Annotated in this window: 21 protein-coding genes and 1 tRNA gene; 13 read left to right on the forward strand and 9 right to left on the reverse strand. The window is 44.0% G+C overall.

Annotated features, from left to right (window positions below; genetic code table 11):
- Positions 1-117: 117 nt before the first annotated feature.
- Both V3V99_06665 and V3V99_06670 read right to left on the reverse strand, forming a co-directional pair.
- Positions 118-2,370 (reverse strand): FAD-dependent oxidoreductase, encoded by a 2,253-nt coding sequence (locus tag V3V99_06665; GenBank protein MEE9442334.1) that lies wholly within the window; start codon positions 2,368-2,370, stop codon positions 118-120.
- Between the two features lie 3 nt (positions 2,371-2,373).
- Positions 2,374-3,651 (reverse strand): CoB--CoM heterodisulfide reductase iron-sulfur subunit A family protein, encoded by a 1,278-nt coding sequence (locus V3V99_06670; GenBank protein MEE9442335.1) that lies wholly within the window; start codon positions 3,649-3,651, stop codon positions 2,374-2,376.
- 432 nt (positions 3,652-4,083) lie between these two features.
- Here V3V99_06670 and V3V99_06675 point away from each other — a divergent pair, with 432 nt between their 5' ends.
- A complete protein-coding gene (locus V3V99_06675; GenBank protein MEE9442336.1) occupies positions 4,084-5,268 on the forward strand; it encodes a hypothetical protein in 1,185 nt (394 codons plus the stop codon).
- Between the two features lie 282 nt (positions 5,269-5,550).
- Here the strand turns inward: V3V99_06675 and V3V99_06680 are convergent, their stop codons facing one another.
- On the reverse strand, positions 5,551-5,787 hold the full coding sequence (locus V3V99_06680) for a hypothetical protein (GenBank protein ID MEE9442337.1): 237 nt from the start codon (positions 5,785-5,787) through the stop codon (positions 5,551-5,553).
- 288 nt (positions 5,788-6,075) lie between these two features.
- Here V3V99_06680 and V3V99_06685 point away from each other — a divergent pair, with 288 nt between their 5' ends.
- The 10 genes from V3V99_06685 to V3V99_06730 all read left to right on the forward strand — a co-directional run bounded on the left by V3V99_06685 (position 6,076) and on the right by V3V99_06730 (position 17,034).
- Complete coding sequence (locus V3V99_06685) at positions 6,076-7,497, forward strand: MBOAT family O-acyltransferase (protein ID MEE9442338.1); 1,422 nt, start codon at positions 6,076-6,078, stop codon at positions 7,495-7,497.
- A gap of 8 nt (positions 7,498-7,505) precedes the next feature.
- Positions 7,506-8,702, forward strand: coding sequence for a hypothetical protein (locus V3V99_06690; GenBank protein ID MEE9442339.1), 1,197 nt, complete (start codon positions 7,506-7,508; stop codon positions 8,700-8,702).
- Between the two features lie 303 nt (positions 8,703-9,005).
- Positions 9,006-9,716, forward strand: coding sequence for a hypothetical protein (locus tag V3V99_06695; protein MEE9442340.1), 711 nt, complete (start codon positions 9,006-9,008; stop codon positions 9,714-9,716).
- 208 nt (positions 9,717-9,924) lie between these two features.
- Positions 9,925-10,341 carry a helix-turn-helix domain-containing protein gene (locus tag V3V99_06700; GenBank protein MEE9442341.1) on the forward strand — a complete coding sequence of 139 codons (417 nt, stop codon included), beginning with the start codon at positions 9,925-9,927 and terminating at the stop codon, positions 10,339-10,341.
- Between the two features lie 74 nt (positions 10,342-10,415).
- Positions 10,416-10,949 (forward strand): macro domain-containing protein, encoded by a 534-nt coding sequence (locus tag V3V99_06705; protein ID MEE9442342.1) that lies wholly within the window; start codon positions 10,416-10,418, stop codon positions 10,947-10,949.
- Between the two features lie 9 nt (positions 10,950-10,958).
- Complete coding sequence (locus V3V99_06710; GenBank protein MEE9442343.1) at positions 10,959-11,630, forward strand: hypothetical protein; 672 nt, start codon at positions 10,959-10,961, stop codon at positions 11,628-11,630.
- A gap of 49 nt (positions 11,631-11,679) precedes the next feature.
- Positions 11,680-13,419, forward strand: a complete 1,740-nt coding sequence (locus V3V99_06715; protein MEE9442344.1) for a response regulator — start codon at positions 11,680-11,682, stop codon at positions 13,417-13,419.
- A 39-nt stretch (positions 13,420-13,458) separates the two neighbouring features.
- Positions 13,459-14,913, forward strand: coding sequence for a PAS domain-containing sensor histidine kinase (locus tag V3V99_06720; GenBank protein ID MEE9442345.1), 1,455 nt, complete (start codon positions 13,459-13,461; stop codon positions 14,911-14,913).
- Positions 14,914-15,001: 88 nt separating this feature from the next.
- Positions 15,002-15,382 carry a response regulator gene (locus V3V99_06725; GenBank protein MEE9442346.1) on the forward strand — a complete coding sequence of 127 codons (381 nt, stop codon included), beginning with the start codon at positions 15,002-15,004 and terminating at the stop codon, positions 15,380-15,382.
- Positions 15,383-15,603: 221 nt separating this feature from the next.
- The gene (locus V3V99_06730) at positions 15,604-17,034 is read left to right on the forward strand and encodes a cache domain-containing protein (protein ID MEE9442347.1); all 1,431 of its coding nucleotides are present in this window, start codon (positions 15,604-15,606) and stop codon (positions 17,032-17,034) included.
- Between the two features lie 24 nt (positions 17,035-17,058).
- On the opposite strand, the gene V3V99_06735 is transcribed toward V3V99_06730, so the two are convergent.
- Both V3V99_06735 and V3V99_06740 read right to left on the reverse strand, forming a co-directional pair.
- On the reverse strand, positions 17,059-17,853 hold the full coding sequence (locus V3V99_06735) for a PhzF family phenazine biosynthesis protein (protein ID MEE9442348.1): 795 nt from the start codon (positions 17,851-17,853) through the stop codon (positions 17,059-17,061).
- 59 nt (positions 17,854-17,912) lie between these two features.
- Positions 17,913-19,250, reverse strand: a complete 1,338-nt coding sequence (locus V3V99_06740; protein ID MEE9442349.1) for a reductive dehalogenase domain-containing protein — start codon at positions 19,248-19,250, stop codon at positions 17,913-17,915.
- A gap of 128 nt (positions 19,251-19,378) precedes the next feature.
- Here V3V99_06740 and V3V99_06745 point away from each other — a divergent pair, with 128 nt between their 5' ends.
- On the forward strand, positions 19,379-20,125 hold the full coding sequence (locus tag V3V99_06745; protein MEE9442350.1) for a class I SAM-dependent methyltransferase: 747 nt from the start codon (positions 19,379-19,381) through the stop codon (positions 20,123-20,125).
- A gap of 28 nt (positions 20,126-20,153) precedes the next feature.
- On the opposite strand, the gene V3V99_06750 is transcribed toward V3V99_06745, so the two are convergent.
- Positions 20,154-22,283, reverse strand: coding sequence for a S9 family peptidase (locus V3V99_06750; protein MEE9442351.1), 2,130 nt, complete (start codon positions 22,281-22,283; stop codon positions 20,154-20,156).
- Positions 22,284-22,482: 199 nt separating this feature from the next.
- On the opposite strand from V3V99_06750, the gene V3V99_06755 reads away from it, so the two are divergent.
- Positions 22,483-23,178 (forward strand): protein-L-isoaspartate(D-aspartate) O-methyltransferase, encoded by a 696-nt coding sequence (locus V3V99_06755; GenBank protein ID MEE9442352.1) that lies wholly within the window; start codon positions 22,483-22,485, stop codon positions 23,176-23,178.
- 4 nt (positions 23,179-23,182) lie between these two features.
- Here V3V99_06755 and V3V99_06760 read toward each other — a convergent pair.
- From V3V99_06760 to V3V99_06770, 3 genes are all read right to left on the reverse strand, one after another.
- Positions 23,183-23,256: transfer RNA gene (locus V3V99_06760), tRNA-Arg, on the reverse strand.
- Between the two features lie 84 nt (positions 23,257-23,340).
- On the reverse strand, positions 23,341-24,327 hold the full coding sequence (locus V3V99_06765; GenBank protein ID MEE9442353.1) for a Stp1/IreP family PP2C-type Ser/Thr phosphatase: 987 nt from the start codon (positions 24,325-24,327) through the stop codon (positions 23,341-23,343).
- Positions 24,328-24,432: 105 nt separating this feature from the next.
- Positions 24,433-25,083: a thiamine diphosphokinase gene (locus tag V3V99_06770; protein MEE9442354.1), complete on the reverse strand. Its 651-nt coding sequence runs from the start codon at positions 25,081-25,083 to the stop codon at positions 24,433-24,435.
- Positions 25,084-25,121 lie beyond the last annotated feature (38 nt).

A 25,121-nucleotide genomic window follows, 5' to 3' on the forward strand; every position in this document is an offset into this window, starting at 1 on the left:
ATGGTATAATTATTTATGGCTCGCTTTTATCCGCAAATCCGCATATTGAAAATCGCCCTCCAAAGAATTTTCGAAGGGCGAAAAGAAATGTGACTCTTTATAGTCCTGGTTTGCCAATTACATGCCTTTATATGGATTGGGACCAACCTCTTCCATAGTCTCCAAAAAGTCATCAAATATTTTTGGAATCTTATGATAATCGGAAAGAGCCAGCTCATGAATTTGAACGCGGTCTTCTTCGAGCACCAATTGTTGAAGTTTCTCGCGGACATTCTCCATTCGGGTATTGGCCAGTTCGCTGCCGCGGATAAAGTGACATTGATAATCATCACCGCGCCGACAGCCAATCAGCAAAACGCCGTCGAAACCGACCGACAGGGCGTCACCGACCCAGACGGAATTCATCGAACCCAGGCACCGCAGAGGAATAATGCGCACCATGGCGTTGTATTGCAAACGTTTCAGCCCCGCCAAATCAATAGACGGTATGGCGTCATTTTCGCACACGAAGGCGAGAATACGCGGTTTTTCTTCAAATTCATCGGGAATAAAAACCGACTTAATCATCGATGAAATCATATGAACGGTGTAATTCTTAAATGAAATTATTCGTTCCGGGCAAGCCCCCAAACAAATTCCACACCGCCGACAACGAAACGGATTGGGTTTCGGCGTTCCCTTTTCATCTTCATCCAGCGTTCCAAATGGACACTCTTCCGTACACCGCTTACATTGAGTACATTTCTGGAGATTGAAATCCGGGTATGTTATATCGCCCGAACGAGGATGAACCCCACGACCTTCAGCGATAGCATTGACTGCCTGAATCGATTTCATCGCCGCGCCATAAGCGTCATTAATCGATGAACCGAAATCCATCGGCGCCCGAACCCCTCCGGCCGCATAGATTGCAGTTCTTCTCGTTTCATATGGGAAACAGATAAAATGCGAATCCGGAAAACCGTACTTAAGCGTCGGTAAATCGGTACCCTGACGATAAGTCAGGTTAATGATCTTCGCGCCCTCTTCAGCTCCCGCGGCTTCTTTCTTTCCATCAGCCGTCTCGCCTTCGGCAGGTTTTTCCTCACCCTCGGACCCTTCCGCGGCTTCGCCTTCAACAACCGGCGCAACTTCATCAACTTTAGTCGTCGGTACCATGCCTGTCGCGAGAACCACCATATCAGCATTAACCCGAATGTTCTCGCCCAGCAGAGTCTCCTCGACATCAATCTGAATCTGTCCGTTTTCTGATTTAACCTGAGCGATTTCGCCTTTGGTCAGGAAAATCCCGTCGTCGTTTTGAGCATGAGCATAAAACATCTCAAACTGAGCCGGCGACCGGACATCCTTATATATCACGTACACTTTAGCATCCGGATACATCTCGCGCACATACATCGCCTGCTTCAACGACACCCGGCAGCAAACCGCCGAACAATAGGGGAGATGTTCCTGGTCGCGCGACCCGGCGCACTGAATAAATGCGACACTCTCAACCGGCTTTCCATCCGACGGCCGGTTGATCGCCCCCTGCGAGACCATCTCTTCCATCCGGATATTAGTCACAATATCCGGCGATGAGCCATACCCGAGATGGGTCAGCTTTTTCGCCTCGTATGGTTTCCAGCCGGTGGCCAGAATAATCGATCCGGTCTTCAACTGCCCGCCGCCATTACCGTTATTGAGATCGACTTCAAACATCCCCGGCTGTCCCGATGTTTTGGCGATAGTCGTTCCGAGATGAATATCGATATTCTCATGCGCCTTGACATCGCTGATGAGCTGTTTATATCCGGAATCCTCGAGCTGCCGATAAGGCGGATTTTTCGGAAAAACTTTTTTGAATTTCGTCGCCCAGCCGCCCAATTTATCTTCTTTTTCGACCAGTGTCACTTTATGTCCGGCATCGGCCGCCGCGCGAGCCGCCGTCATTCCGGTAATGCCGCCGCCGATAACAAGGATATCTTTGGAGGTATCGTCCGTGAATGGTTCGGGCACTTCCGCGACTTTCATCGCCGCCACGCCCATCCGAACCTGATCCTCGCCAAGCATCTGCGTATCTTCATCATTGGGCTTTTGACACCAGGCCACCTGTTCGCGCAAATTAGCCCGATGCGTCAATTTATCCGGTCCAAAATCAAACAGTTCCGGAAACACCCGCGGAGAACAGGCGCCGACAACGACACGATTCAATTCTTCGTTCTTGATTTCATCGCGAATAAGCTGAACACCTTCCGGGCTGCACAGGTAATCATGGTCTTTGCATACCGCCGCGCCCTGCTCGGTTCCGGCCCCAAGGATTTTCTCAACATCGAGGGATTTGCCGATGTCACAACCTTTACAAACGAAAACTCCGATCTTTGCTTCCATGGCCTATCTCCTCACCCCGCATGTTAGAGCTTTCAGGGCCGCTCCGGTCGCGTCCATGTTGGCTCCGGATACATCATAAGGACGGCTGGCGACTCCGGCGCCATATATGCCGTTATCATTATCCGGGGCGATAAATCCAAAATCATCGAGCCTGGTATCCAGAGGAGGCGGGTTATCGACTGCGTTGGGAACCATGCCGGTCGCCAAAATCGCCATCTCAACTTCCGTTCGAGTTATCTTTCCTGTTAGTGTATTTTCCGCTTCCAGAATCACATTTCCATTTTCCGGATTTTCGGTAACCTTGCCGACCTTGCCGCGATGGAAATACATTTTTTCGTCTTCCTGCATCTTAAAATAGAAATCCTCGAGCCGTCCCGGGGAGCGAACATCGATATAAAACAGGTGAATATCGGCCTCAGGATATTGCTCGCGCACATAAGTCGCCTGTTTCATCGAAGCCATACAGCAGATAGCCGAGCAGTAGGGGAGATGATTCTCATCGCGCGATCCGGCGCATTGCACAAACCCGATCGTCTTGATTTCCTTGCCATCCGACGGACGCACGATTTTTCCCTCGGTCGGGCCGTTCGGCACGGCCAACCGTTCCATCATAACGTTGGTCAAAACATTTTTTACTTTGCCAAATCCGAGATTATCAATTTTTGTCGCATCATACGGCTTCCATCCGGTCGCCCAAACGATTCCGCCGACTTCGGCCGTAACCGTTTTCTCCTTCATATCCAGATCAATCGCGCCGTACTCGCACGCCTCGGCGACCTTTTTCATCCGGTCGTCCGAAGCGTACTCGGGGTCAACAACGTGGCGCGGGGGATAGGCCAGCATATGCGGTTGATAAATCGCCTTGGTCTTCGACATGCCGTGATTAAATTCGTCATCCCGTTCGATTTCGCAAACTTTTTCGCATTCGCCGCATGAGGTGCACTTTGCGTTGACAAAGCGAGGATTGAGTTTGATAGTGACCGTCAATTTACCGGGCTGTCCGGAAATATCTTCAATATCGGCCAGCGTCAACACTCGAATATTGTTACTGGCGCGAATTCGTTTGAGATTTATTTCGATTCCGCAGGTGGGTGGGCACAGCTTGGGAAAATACTGATTCATCGCCGCCACTCGTCCTCCCAGCGTCGGTGATTTTTCCACAAGAATGACCTGCTTTCCCGTTTCGGCCGTTTCGATGGCGCTGGTAATGCCGGCGATACCTCCACCGACAACCATGACATCGGCCGCGAGTTGATTTTCGACAGGCTTAATCTCTGCCATAGGCTACTCCTTGGTCTTGGCCCAAGATGTTGGGTCGCTGTACGTTACAGACATTATATTCAATCGAGATTGTGAAATTTTTAACAAACCCATACAAAAAAAATCGGCTAAATCGCGTTTACCCTTAATATCCTTTTACAACCTGCCAATAAAAAAAGTTTTTCCCACTTTGTCAAGCAATTTGAAAGAGGCTTAATAGACAGATAAATCTTTTATTTTCAATTGTAGAGAAGAGGCAAGCCCTAACAATCTTTTGTAGGTCGAAACCCTTGCCGAAGGTCCTGAGCGCAGCGAAGGAGGTTTCGACAATTAACAGAAGGTTAGGTGTCTACATTATGCTACCTCAAGATAAAGAGGTTGATTTCCAATACATTTCCGTTGACAATTATGAACCGCCTTATATATTATATCTAATACTTACCAGGAGAAAAAATGAAAAGCCCAACAATCTATACTGTGACCATACTAATTGTATTATCACTGATTCAAATATGCAATGGTAAAATAATATTAATTTCTCCACAGGAAGGTATTGAAGTTGCAATTTCAAATGCTATTGAAGGCGATACTCTCCAATTTCAACCAGGAATATATACTGGTGTCTTAAATAAAAATATTACAATAAATACAAATGGATTATACATCACCTCCATTTCAGGCGCAGAAAATACAATAATTGACCTTGAAAATAATGGTCGAGCATTTAACATCGAAGGTAATGTTGATTCTACCTGCCTTATAGAGGGACTTACTTTTAGAAATGGTAATGTCAACCGCGTAAGCGGTGGGGCCATATCAACATTGTCCGCGACTCCTCGACTAAAAAATTGCATATTTGAAAATAATTACGCCGATCAGGCAGGTGCTATTAGAGGATGTTTCTATTCTGTTGAAAATTGTATATTCAGTGATAATAGAGTTGCGACACACGGAGGAGCTATGACTTTATACGGCGGCTGCAGTACAATTCTCAAAAATTGCCTTTTTGTAAATAATGATGCTATTGAGGGAAGTGCTGTTTCTTGTATTCAATCAAGTCCCATTTTTATTAATTGTACTTTTGTTAAAAATAAAGGTCTATCTGCTGTAAACTTATTTAGCTCGGCCAAGCCGATCTTCGAAAACTGTATATTGGCTTTTAATGAAGAATATGCATTTTCATACATGACATTTTCAGGTGACGACTATAACAATCCTTCATTTTTTTGTACGAATATTTCAGAAAACCAATATGATTGGGATTCAGAAATATCACATCATTTGGGACAAAATGGAAATATATCTTTAGATCCACTATTTTGCGATATTGAGAATAATGACTTTTCGATCTCTAGTGATTCCCCTTGTGCTCTGGCAAATAACGAATGCGGTGTTTTAATTGGGTGTTTTTATGTTCAGTGTGGTGCTCCATTTCAGTGCGGAGACATTAATGGTGATGGTTTAATGGCATTAGATGATGTTGCCTACTTGTCTGCTTTTGTTTTTTGTGAAGGGGAATATATGTATCCCGATAATGCAGGCGATTTAAATAATGATGATTTTATCAATATTGTTGATGTGATGCTCTTATATCGATATGTTGTTAATGACATTACACCGACTAAATGTCTTAATTGATGGATTAGCCGGGCGCCCCACATCTTGCTGAGAGAAAAGCGGTAAAAAACCAAGGGATAAAGAATATTAATATTCACTCGTTCGATCCTTGCCAGGGTGCCCCAAGTCTTCAGACTTGGGATTAGTTTTATCACTCGATAGTTTTGAATCATCTAAATTCATCCGCTTTATTGCCCAAGCTTCCGTTGGCCCCGCCGAACGGGCCAAAGACCGGTTTGGCGGGATTCCTGCCAACCCCCCCATTTCCCCCACAAAACCGCCATTGATTCATAAAACCTCCAATTAGTTGAAAACCAGTACATTCTGAACCGGGGAGAAATAATGGCAAAAATCCAGCTCATCCACGCGACAGCCATAAGGTGGCAATGCCACAATCACCACCGATTTGATATGACCAAAAACGTTAATCTGAGGAAACAAACCCATTTTGGAAGTTGCTCTCTGTGCCGTCGGTTCCTTAGCGAAGCGGTGAACCGACGGTAGGTCATCCGCGCGACAGCCAAAAAGTGGCGTCGCCACCCCGACAGCCAAAAAACAGGCCTTTGCACGTAAAAGGACAAAACGAACCCAATTCCCCGCAATCGAATACCCAACAATAAATTACAAGGAATTTTCAAAAATAAAAATGTGGATAACTCATTGTAAGTCGGGTTCTGAGGCCAATTGGCCAAAAAACCCGACAAAAACCTGTTGATATAAGCTCATCAAAAAATTATCATTTAAGCGATACCCGATAAATACTTAAAACAACAATGGAGAGACCATAAAATCGCACAATTATACGTAGAATAGGCGTATATATATGTTATGAATTTCGCGACTGTTTCATACTTAATATTCTTTGCCGTCGTATTTATCGTTTACTGGCATTTGCGGCATCGCTTCCAGAATATATTTCTGCTTGGCGCCAGCTATCTGTTTTACGCCGCCTGGGATTGGCGGTTTTTGAGCCTGATTATCATTTCGACCCTGACCGACTATATCAGCGGCCACATGATTTACCGAAGCGATTCTGCGTTGCGCAGAAAAATAGTATTGATTATCAGTCTGGTAATAAATCTTAGTCTGCTGGGATATTTCAAATATTTCAATTTCTTTGCCGATAGTTTTATCACTCTGGCCAATTCAGTCGGGTGGAATGTATCCTGGACAGCCGCCAACATTATTTTACCGGTTGGAATTTCGTTTTATACCTTCCAATCGATCAGCTATACGGTCGATATCTATCGCAAAAAGCTTAAACCGACCGCATCATTGATTGATTTCGCCGCCTTTGTCGCTTTTTTCCCGCAACTGGTTGCCGGGCCGATTGTCCGCGCCAGGGAATTCGTATTCCAACTTGAAGCAAAACGTGTTTTCAATACTCAGGAGTTTGAAGCGGGACTCCGGCGTTTTCTATTCGGTTTTTTCAAAAAAGCGTTCATTGCCGACACGCTGGCGATGCATCTGGTTGAACCGGCTTTCGCCAATCCGACCGAATACTCCGGCGCGACACTGTGGCTGGCGTTAATCGGATGGACGTTCCAGATTTACGCCGATTTTTCCGGCTATTCGAGCATGGCTATCGGCTCGGCGAAGATGCTGGGATTTAAGATTCCTGAGAATTTTGATTTTCCGTATCTTTCGAGGAATATTTCTCAGTACTGGCAACGCTGGCATAAAACGATGTCCCGTTTTTTCCGCGACTACGTTTATATCGGACTGGGAGGCAACCGCCGCGGATTGCGCCGCTCGCTAATCAATATCACGATAACAACGTTTGTCAGTGGTTTGTGGCATGGAGCCGGATGGACCTTTGTTACCTGGGGATTATTGCATGGATTTTATATAGCGGTATTCCAAACGTGGCGCAAATGGCGCAAAGATACCGGCCGGTGGAAAGACAATCCCGGCATCACGGGTATTATTCTGGCCTGGATTCTGACACAACTGGCAATATGCTTATCCCGGATTCTATTCCGCTCTCCTGATTTTTCAACTGCCTGGAATTATACCAAAGGGATAGTCCTGGGAAGCGGCAGCGGGACAATTGAGGTGCCCTTTTTGGTATGGGTTGCCTTTGGAGCGATTGTGATTGACCATATCTTCGGATGGTTTTTGGAACACCGGCCACATATTAAAGACAGAGTGCCGGGATATGTCAAGGTTGTGGTTTATGTCGCGATGATTCTGTTTTTGTCGAACAGTCTGCCGGATTTCGTCAACCCTTATATCTATTTCCAGTTTTGAGGTAATTCGTGAGCCCAGACAAACAAAATATCAAACTCTCAACCCCGGTCTGGAAACAGTTATTGAGTATAAGACGGACGGCTCCGATTGTTTTTTATACGATGATGATATACATGGCGGCAGAATTGATAACGGTATTTATTCTTCCGCAAATTATCCCTGATCATTATTATCTGAGATTATATCTGCATGAACATGCTATCGAGCGAACGGAAATATTTTTAAACAACGAAGATCCTTTTAACCAATCGGATGAATTACTCGGATGGCAAAACCGGCCTAACAGCCAGCATGATAATTGGAAAGTCGACAAATACGGCGCCCGGACGACCTTTACCGTATCGAAGCAACCGACCAGGCCGATTCGAATATTATTCCTTGGGAGTTCGCTCATTAACGGAGGACCTCAGATTTCGGTTGAAAACAGCATCTCGGCCCTGATTGAGGATTCGGTTACCGAGGCCGTCAATTTCGGTGTGATGAGATATTCTCTCGACCAGTCCTATCTGGCTTATCGTGAGGAGTTATATGAATTTCAACCCAGAGTATTGGTAGTTGAACTTCCCCGCGAACCGACAGGCGGACTAATAAATCAATACATTCCTTTTCGTCATCCTGAAGCGCACGGAATGCCATTTTTAAAACCCCGTTTTGAAATTAATTCCGGGCGACTGAATTTGATACCGCTGCCGCCGCGTCATATGTTTGACAGTCTCCTTGACAATTCGGAATTATTATGCTGGCTTGAGGTACATGACGGATATTTCGGAAAGTTTGAGGAATTTAAGAAATTCGGAATTTTGCCCATATCGAGGTTATTTTGGCATGGCTATGAGATGATCGAGAAGAAAATTCATTTTTCAAGAGGAAATGAAGAGGGTGCCGCTCTATTGAAAAAAATAATGACTGCATTGGTCGAAGACGCGGCCGCCAAAAATACTCACATCATTTTCCTCTCTTATCCTCATCAGGCCGACACTTATATACCCCGGTGGCGAAGTTTGTTTCCGGATTATTATGGATTGAGAATAGAAGAATTATCTGCTCCTGGATTTGAAATTATTGATTGCCGAGAGATTTTGCGCCGGAGCGGACGTCCGGCTTATGAATTGTATCAAGCGGATATGAGGCATATGACACCTATTGCCAATAAACTAATCGCGGTGAAGTTAAAAGAAAAAATCTCCGATATCCTCTCCGAATAATACGCGGACACCGGCGAGTGCCAAGCCGGTAACCACTCTTTGAATATTCTATAATCACCAAAAATCAATGACCAGTTTTATGTGTATTTTCATAACCCCTTGTTATGCGGCAACATAGGGCGCACGCGGGGATTGTTGAGGTTTGGCGTTAATCCTGCTTCGCAATATTCAGTTGAATAAAACTGTAATATCGAAAGGTAGATAATGAATAAAAACCAAATATTAATCCGCGCCATGATTTGGAGTTTGGTGCTGGTTGTAATTGGGATGAGCGGAGCCTCAGCTCGACACCAAGTCCCAACAATGATTAAGAAAAAACCTAAATCGGTGCAGGTGGGACAAAAGGTGAAAATACTAATCGAAGACAGAAGCATAGTTGAGGGCAAGGTTATAAAGATAAGTAATGATTCAATTCATATTGGACAGGAAGGGGAAGTTCAGATTTATGGTGTTATGAAACATGACAGCACATTTATCAATTTTGCTTATCCGGGCGCCCGATATGATTCTCCGGAACAGACGATAACCGGTAGGTTGGAGTCCGGCGAGAAAATTACCATTCCGCTGACTGAAGTTGAATATGCCGATGTTATCATTAAATTGCCAAGAGATACTGCTCATCTTAAGTTTAAGGCAAAAACAGTTCATGCCCGTTTTCGCTTCGGAGCCAAATATCCGGAATTACGGGTTATCCCGATTGAATCGATTAATGAAATTTATGTATGGCATTCTTCTCAGGACGGGCTAAAGCCAATTTGTACCTTATCCGGTCTGGTTGTAGGGATAATCTGGGGCACCGCGGAGTACCATAATCAGGAAGATAGTTTTATATCGTTCCGAAAGGAATTCTTTACAATAACCTGTGGAGGAATAGGATTATTATTGGGAGTGGCTGTTGGAAAAATCGCGGCCGGTCATGATCATTGGGAAAAGGCTTCAGTTAGTCAATTCAACATTGGCATTGGACAAATCAATAAAGATGCCGTTGGTGTATCTATGGTTTATAGATTTTAACGGTAAATTCTTATAAGAAATGATAAAAAACATTTCCGAGGTAAATATAATCAGGATACCAATTTACAGGTTTTTGATAATAATATGTATTGCTATACAGTAAGTTAGGCGTAAAGTTTGTGAAATATTTCTCAAAAAGGGCTTGACAAATCAAGATGAATACGATTGATTCCGATAATAGTCAGAAAAATCAGAATAGCCATTCATTATGGGTAAAAGGCATTTTACAACATCTGAAGTCGCCAGACTTCTTTCGGTGGCGCCTGACACGGTTCTTAAGTGGGTCAAGGCGGGAAAGATAGCTTCATATCGAACTCCAGGAGGTCATTCTCGAATTCCTGCTGAGGCGATTGAAAAGATGTTGCCCGATGATCGACTTTTGAAAAAGTCAAAAGAGCTTCATCCGGACAGAAATGATTCCTTTCAATATTGCTGGGAATTTTTTGCCAAGTCGAGCGGACTCAATGAAAACTGCCAACATTGCATTGCTTATCGCAGCCGTTCGCAAAGATGTTATGAGATGAAGCATATTCCCAAAGAATTTGGCCATCTGAAATTATATTGTAAAGATAGCTGCGAAGAATGTGAGTATTATCTTCTGACTCATTTTGAGAATAAGTTATAGGGCGATTACAGATCGCCGACGGTTTATACCGGAGGCTTTTCTGTAATTAAATATAAATAAATTGGGAGGGATAAATGAGTGACACGTTGTCTATCAACGGGGGTACTATTCGTCTAATTCAAGATGATATTACTCTCCTTAAGATTGATTCATTCGTATATTATGCCCGTCATGACTTGAATCTGGGTTCTGGATTTGGCGGGGCGATTAGCATCCGGGGTGGTCCTTCGATCCAGGAAGAGCTAAAAGATAAAGGGTCTCTTGAAACTACTGATGTTTATGTATCGGGGGCTGGGGATTTGGAAATGAATTATATTGTTCATGCCGTTGGCCCTCGTTTTCAGGAAGAAGATTTAAATGAGAAGCTCGAACAAACGATTGCCAAAACTCTCAGCGCCGCGGAAGAAAAAGGGATCAATAGCATCGCTTTTCCTCCAATGGGATCGGGGTTTTATGGCGTTCCAATTGATGTTAGCGCCGAAATCACACTGAAAGCGGTTAAGGAATATCTCTCCAATAATCCGAAAATCAAAGATATCGTTGTTTGCGCCAATGACAGACGGGAATATCAGGCGTGCCAGAATCAATTAAGGAAGATGGGAGGGTAGGGATTCAATATGAGTAGTCAATTACATTTTGCCGAGCATACTCTACAGGAGATAGCCCTGGTCTTCATGGCCCTTGTCTATATTATTCGGTTATTCTGGCTGACCCGATTTATGGCGGGCAAGGAACGGCAGGCGCCCACGGGCATTGGTATGCTAAAGCCTCGCAAGAGTATTATATACTCCTGGGCGAATGTCGCCATGCCATGGGCGATGGAAAGTACGCGCACCAAGCTCTTTTTGTATTTACAATTTGTAATCTTTCACCTGGGAGTTACGGTGGCTATCGCGCTGTCGTTTATTATTCCGTATCTGCCGAATTTCCTGATGATTACAGGGGTCATCCCCGCGCTTCAGATTATAATCGGAGCGGCGTTTATTGTCGGATTGATGAGAATTATTCGGCGGGTCGGAAGCAAATATATTCGGGCGATATCAACTCCCGATGATCATTTTTCATTGTGGTTTTTGACAATCTGGTTTGCCTTTGCCTTTTTAGCCGTGCCCAATGATATTTCGGGCGGCGAGACTCTGATGATGATTTACTTTTACCAAACGGCCTTTTTCTTAGTTTACGTTCCGTTTTCCAAGATTTCGCATTATCTGTATTATCCGTTTACTCGTTACTATCTTGGAAAGACGTTAGGGCGACGGGGAGTATATCCGATGCGCCGTTCGTCATGAACGAAGAGCAAAGCGGATAATATATTGATAATGAAAACTGGAGATGGATATGTCTGAAAATAATAGATCACACAAAGCCAAAAAAGTTTTGGAGCGGATGGGTAAAAAACTCAACCGCCAGATAACCAGTTCATTGATAGCCTGCGTTCATTGCGGCAATTGTACCGAAGCCTGCCATTATGTTCTGGCCAATCCTGGCGATCCCACTTTCGCTCCCGCCTATAAAGCTGATAAAATTCGCTCGATATTCAAGAGACATTTTGACTGGACCGGTCGGGTGATACCCTGGTGGGTCCACGCTAAATCGGTTTACACCGATGATGATTTGGAAGAGTTAAAAGATACGGTCTTTGGCAAATGTACTAATTGCCGTCGCTGCACCATTAACTGTCCCATGGGCGTCGATTATGCGACGTTTAATCGTATGGCTCGCGGGCTATTGGTGTCCGTCGGGATTATGCCCGAGGGCGTAGCCGTGGTTAGTAAAGACCAATGGGAACTGGGTAATCAGATGGGGGTTCTCAAAGAGGATTATATCGATACCCTGGAATGGCTAACCGAAGAGCTACAGATGGAGCACGGTGATACTTATCCCGGAATTCCGATTGATAAAAAGAACGCCGATGTTGTATATTCGATAAACCCTCGTGAAGTAAAATACGACCCGCGTACGATCAGCGACGCGGCCTTGATATTTAATGAAGCCGGCGAAGACTGGACGATGCCGTCAGACAGCTGGGACATGACTAACTTTGGCCTATTTTCCGGCGATGATGATTTGGGCGGAGCCGTTGCCCGACGTCTTTATGAAAAAGTAGAAGAACTTGAGGGAAAGAAGCTGGTAATTTCCGAATGCGGTCACGGTTATCGATCGACTCGCTGTGAGGGGCCCAACTGGGCTAAGCGCGATGTTAATTACGTGATGGAAAGCTCAGTTATAACAATGCTGAGATATATAAAAGAAGGCCGAATTAAAGTTGACAAATCTAAAAATCCGGAGCCGGTTACTTTTCATGATTCCTGCAATAATGCCAGAAGTTGCGGATTGTTTGAAGAACCTCGCGAACTTATGAATTTGGTCTGTGAAGATATCCGGGAAATGTATCCCAATCGGGCCGAAAATTATTGCTGTACCGGCGGCGGCGGGGCCATGTCGATGTCGGAATACACGCCGATGCGTTTGAAATCGGCCAAGATCAAGGCTGATCAGATGACGGCAACCGGAGCCAAGTATGTCGTAACTTCCTGTCACAACTGCGTCGATGGATTGGCCGATTGTATCAAGCATTACAAACTTGATATGAAAGTCACCCAATTGGTTAACCTGGTGGCCAATGCCCTCGTGATCGAAAAGGTTGAAGAACCTGTTATCGTGCCTCCGGAAGAAGCGGCGATTGAAGGAAAACTGGCGGGATTTACGATTCTTGTTGTTGACGACGAGCCTGATTTTGTTACATTTGCATCAACGCTCCTTGAAGATAACGGTGCCAAAGTAATAAAGGCTTACACCGGTGAAGAAGCGCTTGAAACCGCGCGCCGTGAAAAGCCGGATTTGATTACTTTGGATTTGAGTATGCCCGGTCAATCGGGTTCTGATGTCTTTGAATCGATTCGCAAAGATCCGGAATTAAGGGGCATGATGGTTTGCATTATTACCGGCAAACCGGAATTACGTCGTTTGATTTACGAGCGAACAGTGAAACCGCCGGATGGTTACGTTGATAAACCGATTACGGAGGAGACGTTGCTCTTTAATGTTCGTAAGATATTAGATACTATGCATAAATAGACAATCGGATATAACGGCCCTTGGAATCGAGAAGTGGGTATGGATAATCTATATAAGACTTATTTTAAGGCGTTACCCTGCTATCTTACGATTCAGGATCGCGATTTTAAGATTATTGATGCCAACGAAAATTTCGTTAAGAATTTTGGAGATTTTAGGGGCCGTTATTGCTATCAGATATATAAGAAACGCCCGGAAAAATGCGAGGACTGTCCGGTTGAAAGAACTTTTTTGGACGGTAAAAGGCACCGCAGCGAGGAATTGGTCAAAACCCTGGACGGTCGGGAAGTTTCCGTAATCGTTTATGCGACACCCATACATGATGAAGACGGAAAAATTACTTCGGTGATGGAAATGTCAACCAATATCACCGAGATAAAAATGCTTCAAAAGCAACTTAAAAACAGCCAGGAAAAGTACCGCCTGCTTTTTGAGGAAGTCCCCTGCTTTATCTCCATACAGGATCGCAATCTCCGCATCGTCGAAGCCAATCGTTTGCATCGTGAAGCATTCGGGACGTTTTATGGCTGTAAATGTTATGAGGTTTACAAGCATCGGGACAAAGCCTGTCATCCATGTGCGGTCCTGAAAACATTTGACAGCGGTAAAGTTCATTTACATGAAGAGGTTGTAGTCGCCCGCGATGGCCGGCAAATGAATGTTATGGTAATGACGGCACCGATTTATAATGATGATGGCGAGATTGAAAGCGTTATCGAGATGTCCACCGATATTACCCAGATTCGGGAACTGCAGACTAAGTTATCCTCGGTCGGGATGATAATCAGTACCATCTCACACGATCTCAAAGGCCTTCTCAACGGCATGGACGGAGGTATTTACCTGGTTAATACCGGAATGCAGAAAGAGGACCGGGACCGCATCGACAAAGGCTGGGAGATGGTTCTGCGAAATGTTGACCGGATTCGCAGCACCGTGCTGGATATCCTGTATTATGCCAAGGATCGCGAACCTGAATGGTCGGAGCTTAGGCTCAGTGAAATTATCGAAGAAATTTATTCGGTTATGAAACCCAAGGCCGAAAGCCTCAAAATTGATTTTTCTAAAGAAATTATTCTGGATAATGACACGTTTAAGGCCGATAGCAATGCGATTCGTTCTATGCTCATAAATCTGATTGATAATTCTTTTGATGCTTGCCGGGTTGATAAGCAAAAAGAGAACCATGAAGTAATGATAAATATCACAGGTGATTCCGAAGAAATAAGATTTGAGATTTCCGATAACGGTATCGGTATGGATCAGGAGACTCGCGAAAAGGCTTTTACACTATTTTTCTCATCCAAAGGATCCGGCGGTACCGGACTGGGACTCTTTATCGCCAATAAAATCGCCCAATCTCACGGAAGTAATATCGAGATCGAGTCGGAGCCGGGGGTGGGTACGAAAATATCTATCGTCATGCCTCGGGACCATGTCGATTCCGCCGCGAGTAATGAATCTGAAGACTCCCAGTCTACTAATAAACCTTAAATTTTTGATCACCAACCTTAAAAATCGTATAAAGATATTGATTGATTGCAGGGCATAGAGTATAATATATACTTGGGAGGATAATGAGATGTCAGATAAAAAAAAGATTCTGATTGTAGAGGATGAAGCCGATCAGAGAGATTGGCTGACCACATTTTTTGAAGATAACGGTTACGACACAATTACAGCCGAAGATGGGCAAAAAGGTTTCGAGCTGGCCAGGACCGAAAGTGTTTCCCTTATCACTCTTGACATAAGTATGGATAATGAATCCGGAATCAAGGCGATAAGAAATCTGCAGGAAACGCCGGCGACCGTCAATATCCCGATCATAATAATAACTGGAGTATCAAGTGATTTTAAGCGTTTTTTGGAGCGTTCCAAAAAAGTAAATCCACCGCAGGGTTATTTTGATAAACCGGTTGATCGGGATGAGCTTCTTAAGAAGGTCAAAGAGCTAATCGGTTAATTATTCGACTTTCAATAAGAAAATTCCCATTATTCTTGAGCGTAATAATCTTGCCCTCTATCAATTGTTTATAGAATTTAAATATCCGCCGATATTATTGATACATATTATAAATTATTTTTTTGAGGACGGGGATAAAATTGACAAAAACGCACAGTCCAGACCTTTATAATTTTCGCAGCCCTTTAATCCTATTGATTTCCGTATTTCTCGGCTTAAATTTGGGCTGTACGAAAAGCGAGACGAAATCATTCAGGGACAATACCTTTTCTCTTTTAGAATCTATAAGAATTGAAAATAAGAATGAAATCCTTGATCATTTTCAAAGTCAATTTCAAATCGCCGGACGGGCCGCCAATGATCCCCGGCTGATTGATATATTTCTTGAATATTATAATCAGGGGCGGAAGTGGAGTATAAATTCGAATCTTGAGTACAACCTCGATAAACATTTTGTTGAACATTATGGCGAGTTTTATGATTTATTATTTCTTGATACGACGGGATTTGTATTCCATAGCATCAGGCAGGAATCCGATTATAAAACGACTTTGATCTCCGATACTCTGCCGGTTAAACTAGCCAAAAGCTTGAAATCTATAAACTCATCTTCCTTTATAGATTATGAGCATTATTGTCCTTCGGATGAGCCCGCGGCATTTATGGTTACTCCGGTTAATATTGGGACGTCCGGCGCGGGTTGGCTCGTTTTTCAGGAACCGATAAATCGCGTTAACGCAATTTTAACCAACCGTCAGGGAATGGGACGGACCGGCGAAGTGTATCTCGTCAATAGTAAAAACGTTATGCTGTCCGAGTCTCGATTTATAAAGGGCCAAACCGTACTTCGCAAGAAAATCCGGACCGAGGCCATCAATACAGCTCTTAGAGAAAAACATGGGAACAAAATAATTGCCGACTATCGCAATGTACCCGTCTTCAGTTCTTTTGAGATATTTGACCTACTCGGCACTGACTGGATTATCATTGCGGAGATAGACGAGGCCGAAGTTTTAACTGAATATTACCGCCAAGTCTCAAAGGAAATTTACGATAACCTGATAACATCAATTAAAAACGCGGCCGGTCCCAAAGAAATATCCATTCCGCGAATATTGTCGTCGCAAAAGGTTGACATGAATGAGTTTGTTGGCGTACGACCGGGACAGACGGCGAAAACTAAAGGCGTATCGACCTGTACCGCTGTCGCGATTTCATTTCCCGGGAAATTTTCGTATCTGGCCCATATTTCGCCAACCGATATTTCTTATGAATCTGAGGATTCGCGGTTCATCTTTGGCGATGATAGTCAAAATCTATTGGGCCGTCTGCTGCAACGCATTCTCTATTTCGATATTTACAACTATGAAATTGACAGCCTGTCGGTGACACTGGTCGCCACCCATGAAGAAAGTTATGAGGGTATTTTGAAGAACCTATTTGAGGTCGGCATAAAAATTAATCAGATTAAATTTTTATTCAATCCAGCGGCAAATTACGTCGATGTCATCGTTGACCCCGTTGACGGCCAAGTGACCGCGGAATGGTATAGTATGAATAATTCATTTCCCTCAATCGAAAGCGACCTATATTGTAAAAACCTGGAACAGGTATTCAAGCGGACGATTTCTTATGCCAGAGAATTACCTTAAGCGAAATTTAATTTCTTTCCGGAATTAGGTATACAATTCACCTCTGATAACAATTACGGCCTTGCCTGCCAAAATTACTCGATCATCTTCTACCCGGACGCGAACCGCGCCTCCTCGAGGTGAAGCCTGATAACCGACCATTTCCGTTTTCCCCAATACATTCATCCAATAGGGCGCCAGGACGCAATGGGCTGAACCGGTAACGGGGTCTTCGGGGATTCCTACCGCCGGTGCGAAAAAGCGAGAAATGAAGTTATAATCGCCGCTACCCCGGGCGGTCACGATCAGTCCGCGCGTCGGGAGTTTTTCAATGGCCGATATATTTGGTGTGAGATTTCGGATTGTATCCTCGGAATCGCATACTGCCATGCAGTCTTCACCAGCTTTCGCGAAATATGAGGGTTTAAATCCTAAAGCACTTTCAAGATTCTCCGGGATTGATTCCTCTCTGGGGATTTTCGCAGGAAAATTCAACTCAATCCACTCCCCATTAAGTGAAGCGTAAAGCGGGCCGCTTAGCGTATGGAATGTAATCCGATTGTCATGCGGTACATGATTGTCTTTGAATAAAACATGGGCCGACGCCAGTGTGGCATGTCCGCACATTTCCACCTCGGCAACAGGAGTAAACCAGCGCAGATTATAGTTATAATCTTTTCCCTGTTTGTAAAAAAAGGCGGTCTCGGACAGATTCATCTCGCTGGCCACCGACCGCATCCAGCTCTCTTTGGCCGGACCATCGAGAAAACAAACGCCGGCAGGATTTCCCGCGAAAGGTTTATCGGTAAATGAATCGACCTGTATGATAGACTGTCTCATGATAATCTCCTCCATTATTTATTTCCCAGAAATGTTGTTACTTTAAATGACGAAAAATATCAGAGATTGTTCATTTTTTGAAAGGGCACCCTTTTACCATAGAATAAATCCTCACCGTACACCGAAATCTTGCGCGCGATGGCCGAATTTTTAATGCCAACCCTGACGAGATTATGTATTAATGACGGCGGATGCGAATACGGACACACTTTCATACACAGCCCGCAATCGGTGCCAATGGAGCACCAGTATTTAAAGCAGGCTTCGATATTTAACGGCCATTTTCTAACTCCGCGAATGGTTTCCGGGGCGCAGTCGGGTATCGCAGCCGAAGGGCAATTTACGGCGCATCTTTTGCATCGATCGCAGAAATCCTGAACGCCAAAATTAATGGGGTTATCAATTTCCAACGGTAAATTGGTTGTGACGGCCCCGAGTCGTATTCGTGATCCATAAGTTGGCGAAATGATATAGCCGTGGCGGCCAATTTCACCAATCCCGGCATCATAGGCGACCGGCGGAAGCATAATTTGATAATTACTGTCGGAGATATGCGCCCGGGCCGGATAGCCCATATCCCTGACGTGGCGGGCCAGAGAAATTGAAATCACGGCCGCTTTTAGATATCCTCGCGCTGTTTCTTCAGTGATGTCAATCCGGGGAGCCTCTTCGACTTTTTCATAATTCATTTCAACCGAAAAAACTATTACATTTTGGTGTCTATTTTTAATCCCCGAGCCATACGGTTCCGGGCCGCATCCGACGTGAGAATAAACATGGTTTTGCCGCAACTTCGCGACGCCGGTTTCAACGGCGTCCAATTGCATTACTAAATTTTTTATCTTATGAGTGAATTTCTCAGGGGATTCGATAATTTTATTCTTTGAAATATCACCATCCACGCTTGCTGTCATGGAAGCGATAGTCTTGAAAATTGCTTCTATATGTTCGGCTCGGATGGCATCATAATATTTACTGTCGGGAGATAATAAACCGGGAAGTTTACGCAGGTTATCATCGGCATCTTTTAGTTCAGGATGCCGTTTATAGTATGAATCGTATTTGGTCGTTCCGGGTTTGTATCCGGCCCGGGCAAACATCGTATCGCGTTCATCAACCTTTTCCGCATTGTCCGTAATTTCTATTCTTCGACCGGTCCCAGTCGGTACAAAGAATATCAGAAAAACGACAATCAAGAAAGCCGGGAAAACATATAAAGCCAAAGAATTTGATTCTGCTACATTAATAATTATGATCCCGGTCGCGATTATTATGATTGCGAAAGTAAAACTGATAATAGCCGCTCTTGGTCTTTTTTCACGGATTGAGGTGACGACAAACATTAAAAAAATAATGGCCGCTAATGAAATAGATAGATAATGAATAATTATCGCCATAAAATTCTCACCATATTGTCAGAATAAAGTACCATAATCAATTAATTTTGGCAAGCGGGTTAATCAATTTGACAATTGTGTACGTCAAGAATACATTAACTGCATCAGCGTTCGCAGAGGAGACAAGAATGACAGAAATGAATCGCTACAACGATTACAATGATTTTGCATGGTTCTATAATCGCTTTTGGTCGGAAAGATTGATTAGACAAATATTTGGAACAATTGAAGATCATTTACTTTCGAAACTAAAACCATCCAACCGCATTCTCGATATATGTTGTGGCAACGGGCATTTGGCCAAGATGATGACCGAGAAGGGTTTTGTGGTAACGGGTATAGACGGATCGGATGAAATGATTAGGTATTCCCGGGAAAATTCGCCGACGAGTGAGTTTCAAATTGTCGATGCCCAGGAATTTGAGTTTGAGCCTGTCTTTGATGCCGCAACGTCGACCTGCGATAGCTTCAATCATATCATGTCGATAGATGAACTGCGCCGTACATTTACAAACGCCTACAACGCAATAAAACCCGGGGGATATTTTCTTTTTGATCTCAATAATCTTGAAGGATATCATAAATACTGGAAAGGTGAATCACACGGTAAGGTTGATGATGACTGCGCTCTTGTCATTAAATTTCTCTATAACGAAGACAGCAAAATTGCGACTATTGATTCGGCATTCTTCAGATTGATTGACAGCATCTGGCGGCGAACCGATTTGCATTTGACGCAGAGATATTATCCGCCGGAAGAAGTTCTCGCGATGCTTGAAGATATCGGTTTTAAAGATATTGAAATGTATGATGTCGAAAAAGATTTGGGGGTTGAGGGAACCGGGAGAAATATGTTTGTCATGAGAAAGGGGTAGGCGAGGCTTACCCCCATCGCATACTTTTTTAGTTCATTTCCAGAATATCCAAAATATAGGCGTATTCAAAAGCTATATCGCGAATGCGATCGTAGCGGCCGGAATAGCCGCCATGACCGGATTTCATATTCGTTTTTAAAATTATGATGTTGTTGTCCGTTTTTGTCGCCCGCAGTTTGGCCGTCCATTTGGCCGGCTCCCAGTATTGAACCCGGGGGTCATAAAGCCCGGCGGTTATCAGCATATTAGGGTAAGCCTGGGCGGAAACGTTATCATACGGTGAGTATGATTTCATGTAATCATAATATTCGATTTCGTTGGGATTTCCCCATTCGGTGTATTCGTTGACGGTCAGCGGAATGGTCGGGTCCATCATGGTATTGATAACATCGACGAAGGGCACTTTGGCAATGGCGGCTTTGAACAATCCCGGGCGCATGTTTACCACCGCTCCGATCAAAAGCCCTCCGGCGCTGCCACCGCCAATAATTAATTTTTCAGGCGACGTGTATCCTTCGGATATTAGATGTTCGGCGCAGGCGATAAAATCCGAAAAAGTATTTTTCTTTTTTAGATACTTTCCATCTTCATACCACCATCGGCCCATGTCGTTGCCGCCTCGGATATGACCCGTTGCGTAAACGATACCTCGATTGAGAAGAGTCAGACGAGTTTTGCTGAAATAAGGCTCACGTCCGAAGCCGTATGAACCATATCCATAAAGATACAGCGGCGCGGGACCATTCTCTATCATGCCTTTTTTGTACACTAATGTAATCGGAACCTTGATACCGTCATTGGCTTCGGCGTATAATCTTTCAGTGACATATTCCGATTTATCATATCCGCCAACGATCTCTTCCTGTTTTTTCAGAGTCTTTTCGCGTGATTTCATGTTGTAGTCGAAAATGGTTTTGGGAGTTATCATCGAAGAATAGCTGACTCGCAGCACGTCGGTATCGAATTCATGATTGCCGGTGCCATAAACGGTATAAATCGATTCGGGAAATTCAATGTAATGCGATATATTGTCATTAAAATTTATAATCCGGATTTGGCGCAGGGCGTTTTCTTTCTCGTACAATACCAGGTAATCCTGAAATAGGTTAAAACCTGTTAACAGAGTCGAATCTCGATGCTCGATTAGTACGCTCCAATTAGAAACGGAAATGTTGTTGTCAGGCGTTTTCATTAATTTGAAATTTTGGGCTTCCTCATTTGTCCGGATATAGAAGAAATTGTCGCGATGATCGATTTCATACTCAACATCAGCAACCCGACTTTTGAATATTCTGAATTTTCCGGTTGGACGGTCGGCCCGGAGGAATCGATATTCAGTGGATCCAATCGCCTCCAAAACCATTAGCAGGTATTTCTTATCGGATGATTTGTGGATATAAAGGTCGAAAGCCCTGTCCTTTTCATGATAAACCAATACGTCGTTTTTGGTTTTTATTCCCAGGACATGCCGGAAGAGTTTATATGGACGTTCAATGTCATCGAGGGTTGTATAAAAAAGGGTTTTGCTGTCATTAGCCCAGACGACTTTACCGTCGGTAGCATGGATAGTATCCGGAAGAATTTCGCCCGTTTCCAGAATTTTTGCATAAATCGTATATTGCTCTCTTCCCGTAGTGTCCACCGTGTAAGCCAATAATTTATGATCGGGACTTATCGAATTACTGCCCAGATAGTAAGTGTCATATCCCTCAGCCAACCGGTTTACATCGAGGATTACCTCTTCCGGGGCTTCCAGAGAATAGAGTTTGCGGCAATAGATATTGTATTGCTTCCCCTCCTCCGTACGCGAATAATAATAAAACGAATCTCTTTTGACCGGAACGGTTAGATCGGTCTCTTTCATGCGGCTTTTTATTTCTTCGAAGAGTTGTTCCTGAAACGGCTCGGTATGCTTCATGACCGAATCTTTGTAAGTGTTTTCCGCCCTCAGATAATTGAGAACATCCTCGCTATCTCGCTCCCGAAGCCAGTAATAATTGTCAATAATGGTATCATTATGGTAGATGAGTTTTTTGGCAATTTTTTGCGCAACAGGCGGTTGATACTCTGTTTTCCCGCATCCGATATATCCGGCAATGAATAAGGAAATAATCGCGATGGCGAATATTTGCGAAATAATCCGCGCTTTGTTACTCATAACTTCATCCTCTCTTTCAATGTCCTAATTCCTTAAGCCGATATTATAAGACAATATGCACCGGTCGCCAAGCTGATTTCGTCACATTCCGCATCCTCTCCGAATGAGAATATCTCTTGACAAGTCGCAATTGCGGAATTTACTTATTAAAAGTATGCGATTATTGAGATTTAATATTTGTCTCGTTTTGTTCCCGGCGGTGATTTTGGCGCCGGTATTGAGTTGTCAGGCAACCGAGAAATCAAAAAATAATTATGAACCAGAACGCCGCGAAATGGTTCGTACTCAAATTGCGGCCCGAGGAATATCCGATTCAACTATTCTTGAGGCTCTTAGACGAGTACCGCGGCATCTTTTCGTGCCCCCTCGATATCGCGCTTTTTCCTATATAGATTCACCGCTTCCGATTGGGAATAACCAGACTATTTCCCAGCCTTATATTGTTGCCTTGATGACGGAGTTGCTTCAATTGAAGGCCACAGATAAAGTCCTTGAAATCGGAACTGGATCGGGTTATCAGGCGGCGGTTTTGGCTGAATTGGCCTCGGAGGTTTATACAATTGAAATTATAGAGCTGTTGGCGCATTCAGCCGATTCACTTCTAATTTCACTGGGGTATAACAATATCTTTGTTCGAGCCGGAGACGGATATAAAGGCTGGCCGGAGGTAGCCCCGTTTGATGCCATTATTGTAACCTGCGCTCCTTCGGATATCCCGGAGCCTCTAATCGAGCAGCTAAAAGAGGGCGGGCGGATGGTTATTCCTGTCGGCGAAAATAGTCAGGAACTGGTACTATTGAAAAAAGAAGACGGGAAAATAATTCAACAGGATATTATACCGGTGAGATTTGTTCCGATGACGGGCGAGGCGGAAAAACTCATAAAAGGCAAATAAAAAATACGCCCAGGAGGATTTGAACCCCCAACCTTCTGGTCCGTAGCCAGACGCTCTATCCAATTGAGCTATGGGCGCATATAATATATATTTTCAGGCGTTTAATATACTAATCGGAATGAAATTGTCAAACAAAAACGCTTAATCGAAAATGCTTGAAAATCAATTCTTGAAGATTATATAAAAAATTGCGACTAATACAATTATTACGAAAATAGCGGCCAGATACGAGACGCCTTTTTTCTTAGGTATAATGACCGTTTCCTCGGTATCGCCCGAAGTCTCGGCGCCCTTTACCGCCCATTCTTCTTCGACTTCATAATAATTTTCGGATTCACCCCCAACAGTTACGGTATCGAGTTCCGGCAGGTACGAGGAATCGACTTTGCCGGTTATCTTTATTGCGACAACGCTGACATTGTCCGAGCCGCCGCGGTCATTGGCGAGCTGAACCAGGTCATCGCAGATTTTATCGATATCCTCATTGCACGCTGCCGTGACATCACGAATATCGCCGTCGTCAACGAATCCACACAGGCCGTCACTACATAAAATATAAATTTCATTTTCAACGATTTTGCGTACGGCGACATCAATGTCAACCGACACTTTGACGCCCAGTGCCCGAGTGATAACGTTTCGATTAACGAGATTTTTGGCCTCTTCGGTCGATATATTTTCATTCTGTTCCAGCTCAGCCGCCCAGCTATGATCGATTGTCAAAGGGGTTAGCTTTTTATTGGCAAATTTGTATATGCGGCTATCCCCGGCGTGGAGGATAGTAATGATATCTTCTTCGATCACTACGGCGACAATGGTTGTTCCCATCCCGGTCAGGGCGGAATTATCGGACGCTTTCTTATAAATCCAGTGATTAGCGATTCTCACCGCCTTGGTCAAAACATCGGTTGACGGGGGAAAGATACGCGGCAGTTTTAGGCGATCATCTTTGAGAAGGTCGGTATAATGATTACAGTATAGACCCTTAACGATATCGCAAGCAGTTGCCGATGCCACCTCTCCTGCATTATGGCCCCCCATACCGTCACAGACAATGAATAGATTTGCGGAAGGAGCCAATCTGATGGAATCTTCGTTTAGTTTCCTGACCAGACCGATATCGGTTTTTCCGGCAGATTTGATAATCATGGACAAGAATCGCGCTCCTTTGCACCTTCCATAGCTTCTCCGTAATATTTTACGATAATGAAATTTTGAGGACAAGAGAATTATTCAATAAATTGCAATAATTTCTCACTTTTTGATAATTAGAAGAGCTTTGCCTTTGATTGAAACCGCGACGCGATTCGACGTTATTTCGTTACGCAGAGACAGCGTTCGGCCTAATCTGAGAGTCTGATTCTTTGCGCCATATTTCACGCCTTTCACGGATAGTATTACTCGGCTTGAGACCGGAACTATCGATAATCTCTCGTTTTTACGCCCGGAAATCATAATCTTATCATTGCATAAGGCGATTATTTCCTGTTTGCTATCAATGAATTTAATTCTCATTCCGGATTTAATACTTGCATTATTTAAAGGCAGCAATATGTTTCCCATCAGGTGATCGGTTTCATAAGCTCGATCATACCAGCCGAAAATCGTTATCAAGGCGGTTTTTTGTTTTCGGCAGTAATCCAGCGCCAATTCGCTATCGGTTTTATCTTTTTCAGAGGGATAGATTTTGATTTCAACGTCCCTGAGAAATCCCTTCTTTATCCGAGGGGCTGAATCCAGGTCGCTAAGCCAAATATCCGGTTTGATTTTTATTTTTTGCAGAAAAGCGATTCCGCCATCTACGGCTATTATTTTCCTTTTGCCTCTGGAAATTCTCAGGATTTTCCTGACAAGACCGGAATCGTTTTTATGATAATAACCGTTCAGGAAGATAAATGCATTCATAAATCGTTCCTGAATCGCATGCCCAAATGGCCGGGAAT

The organism is Candidatus Zixiibacteriota bacterium, assembly GCA_036480375.1.
Classification (GTDB): Bacteria; Zixibacteria; MSB-5A5; order GN15; family JAAZOE01; genus JAZGGI01.

What these genes read in the sequence shown, in the direction of transcription:
- V3V99_06665 (MEE9442334.1), bottom strand. Translation starts at nt 2,370, where the DNA reads ATGGAAGCAAAGATCGGAGTTTTCGTTTGTAAAGGTTGTGACATCGGC.
- V3V99_06670 (MEE9442335.1), bottom strand. Translation starts at nt 3,651, where the DNA reads ATGGCAGAGATTAAGCCTGTCGAAAATCAACTCGCGGCCGATGTCATG.
- V3V99_06675 (MEE9442336.1), top strand. Translation starts at nt 4,084, where the DNA reads ATGAAAAGCCCAACAATCTATACTGTGACCATACTAATTGTATTATCA.
- V3V99_06685 (MEE9442338.1), top strand. Translation starts at nt 6,076, where the DNA reads ATGAATTTCGCGACTGTTTCATACTTAATATTCTTTGCCGTCGTATTT.
- V3V99_06695 (MEE9442340.1), top strand. Translation starts at nt 9,006, where the DNA reads ATGATTAAGAAAAAACCTAAATCGGTGCAGGTGGGACAAAAGGTGAAA.
- V3V99_06700 (MEE9442341.1), top strand. Translation starts at nt 9,925, where the DNA reads ATGGGTAAAAGGCATTTTACAACATCTGAAGTCGCCAGACTTCTTTCG.
- V3V99_06705 (MEE9442342.1), top strand. Translation starts at nt 10,416, where the DNA reads ATGAGTGACACGTTGTCTATCAACGGGGGTACTATTCGTCTAATTCAA.
- V3V99_06710 (MEE9442343.1), top strand. Translation starts at nt 10,959, where the DNA reads ATGAGTAGTCAATTACATTTTGCCGAGCATACTCTACAGGAGATAGCC.
- V3V99_06715 (MEE9442344.1), top strand. Translation starts at nt 11,680, where the DNA reads ATGTCTGAAAATAATAGATCACACAAAGCCAAAAAAGTTTTGGAGCGG.
- V3V99_06720 (MEE9442345.1), top strand. Translation starts at nt 13,459, where the DNA reads ATGGATAATCTATATAAGACTTATTTTAAGGCGTTACCCTGCTATCTT.
- V3V99_06725 (MEE9442346.1), top strand. Translation starts at nt 15,002, where the DNA reads ATGTCAGATAAAAAAAAGATTCTGATTGTAGAGGATGAAGCCGATCAG.
- V3V99_06735 (MEE9442348.1), bottom strand. Translation starts at nt 17,853, where the DNA reads ATGAGACAGTCTATCATACAGGTCGATTCATTTACCGATAAACCTTTC.
- V3V99_06740 (MEE9442349.1), bottom strand. Translation starts at nt 19,250, where the DNA reads ATGGCGATAATTATTCATTATCTATCTATTTCATTAGCGGCCATTATT.
- V3V99_06745 (MEE9442350.1), top strand. Translation starts at nt 19,379, where the DNA reads ATGACAGAAATGAATCGCTACAACGATTACAATGATTTTGCATGGTTC.
- V3V99_06750 (MEE9442351.1), bottom strand. Translation starts at nt 22,283, where the DNA reads ATGAGTAACAAAGCGCGGATTATTTCGCAAATATTCGCCATCGCGATT.
- V3V99_06765 (MEE9442353.1), bottom strand. Translation starts at nt 24,327, where the DNA reads ATGATTATCAAATCTGCCGGAAAAACCGATATCGGTCTGGTCAGGAAA.
- V3V99_06770 (MEE9442354.1), bottom strand. Translation starts at nt 25,083, where the DNA reads ATGAATGCATTTATCTTCCTGAACGGTTATTATCATAAAAACGATTCC.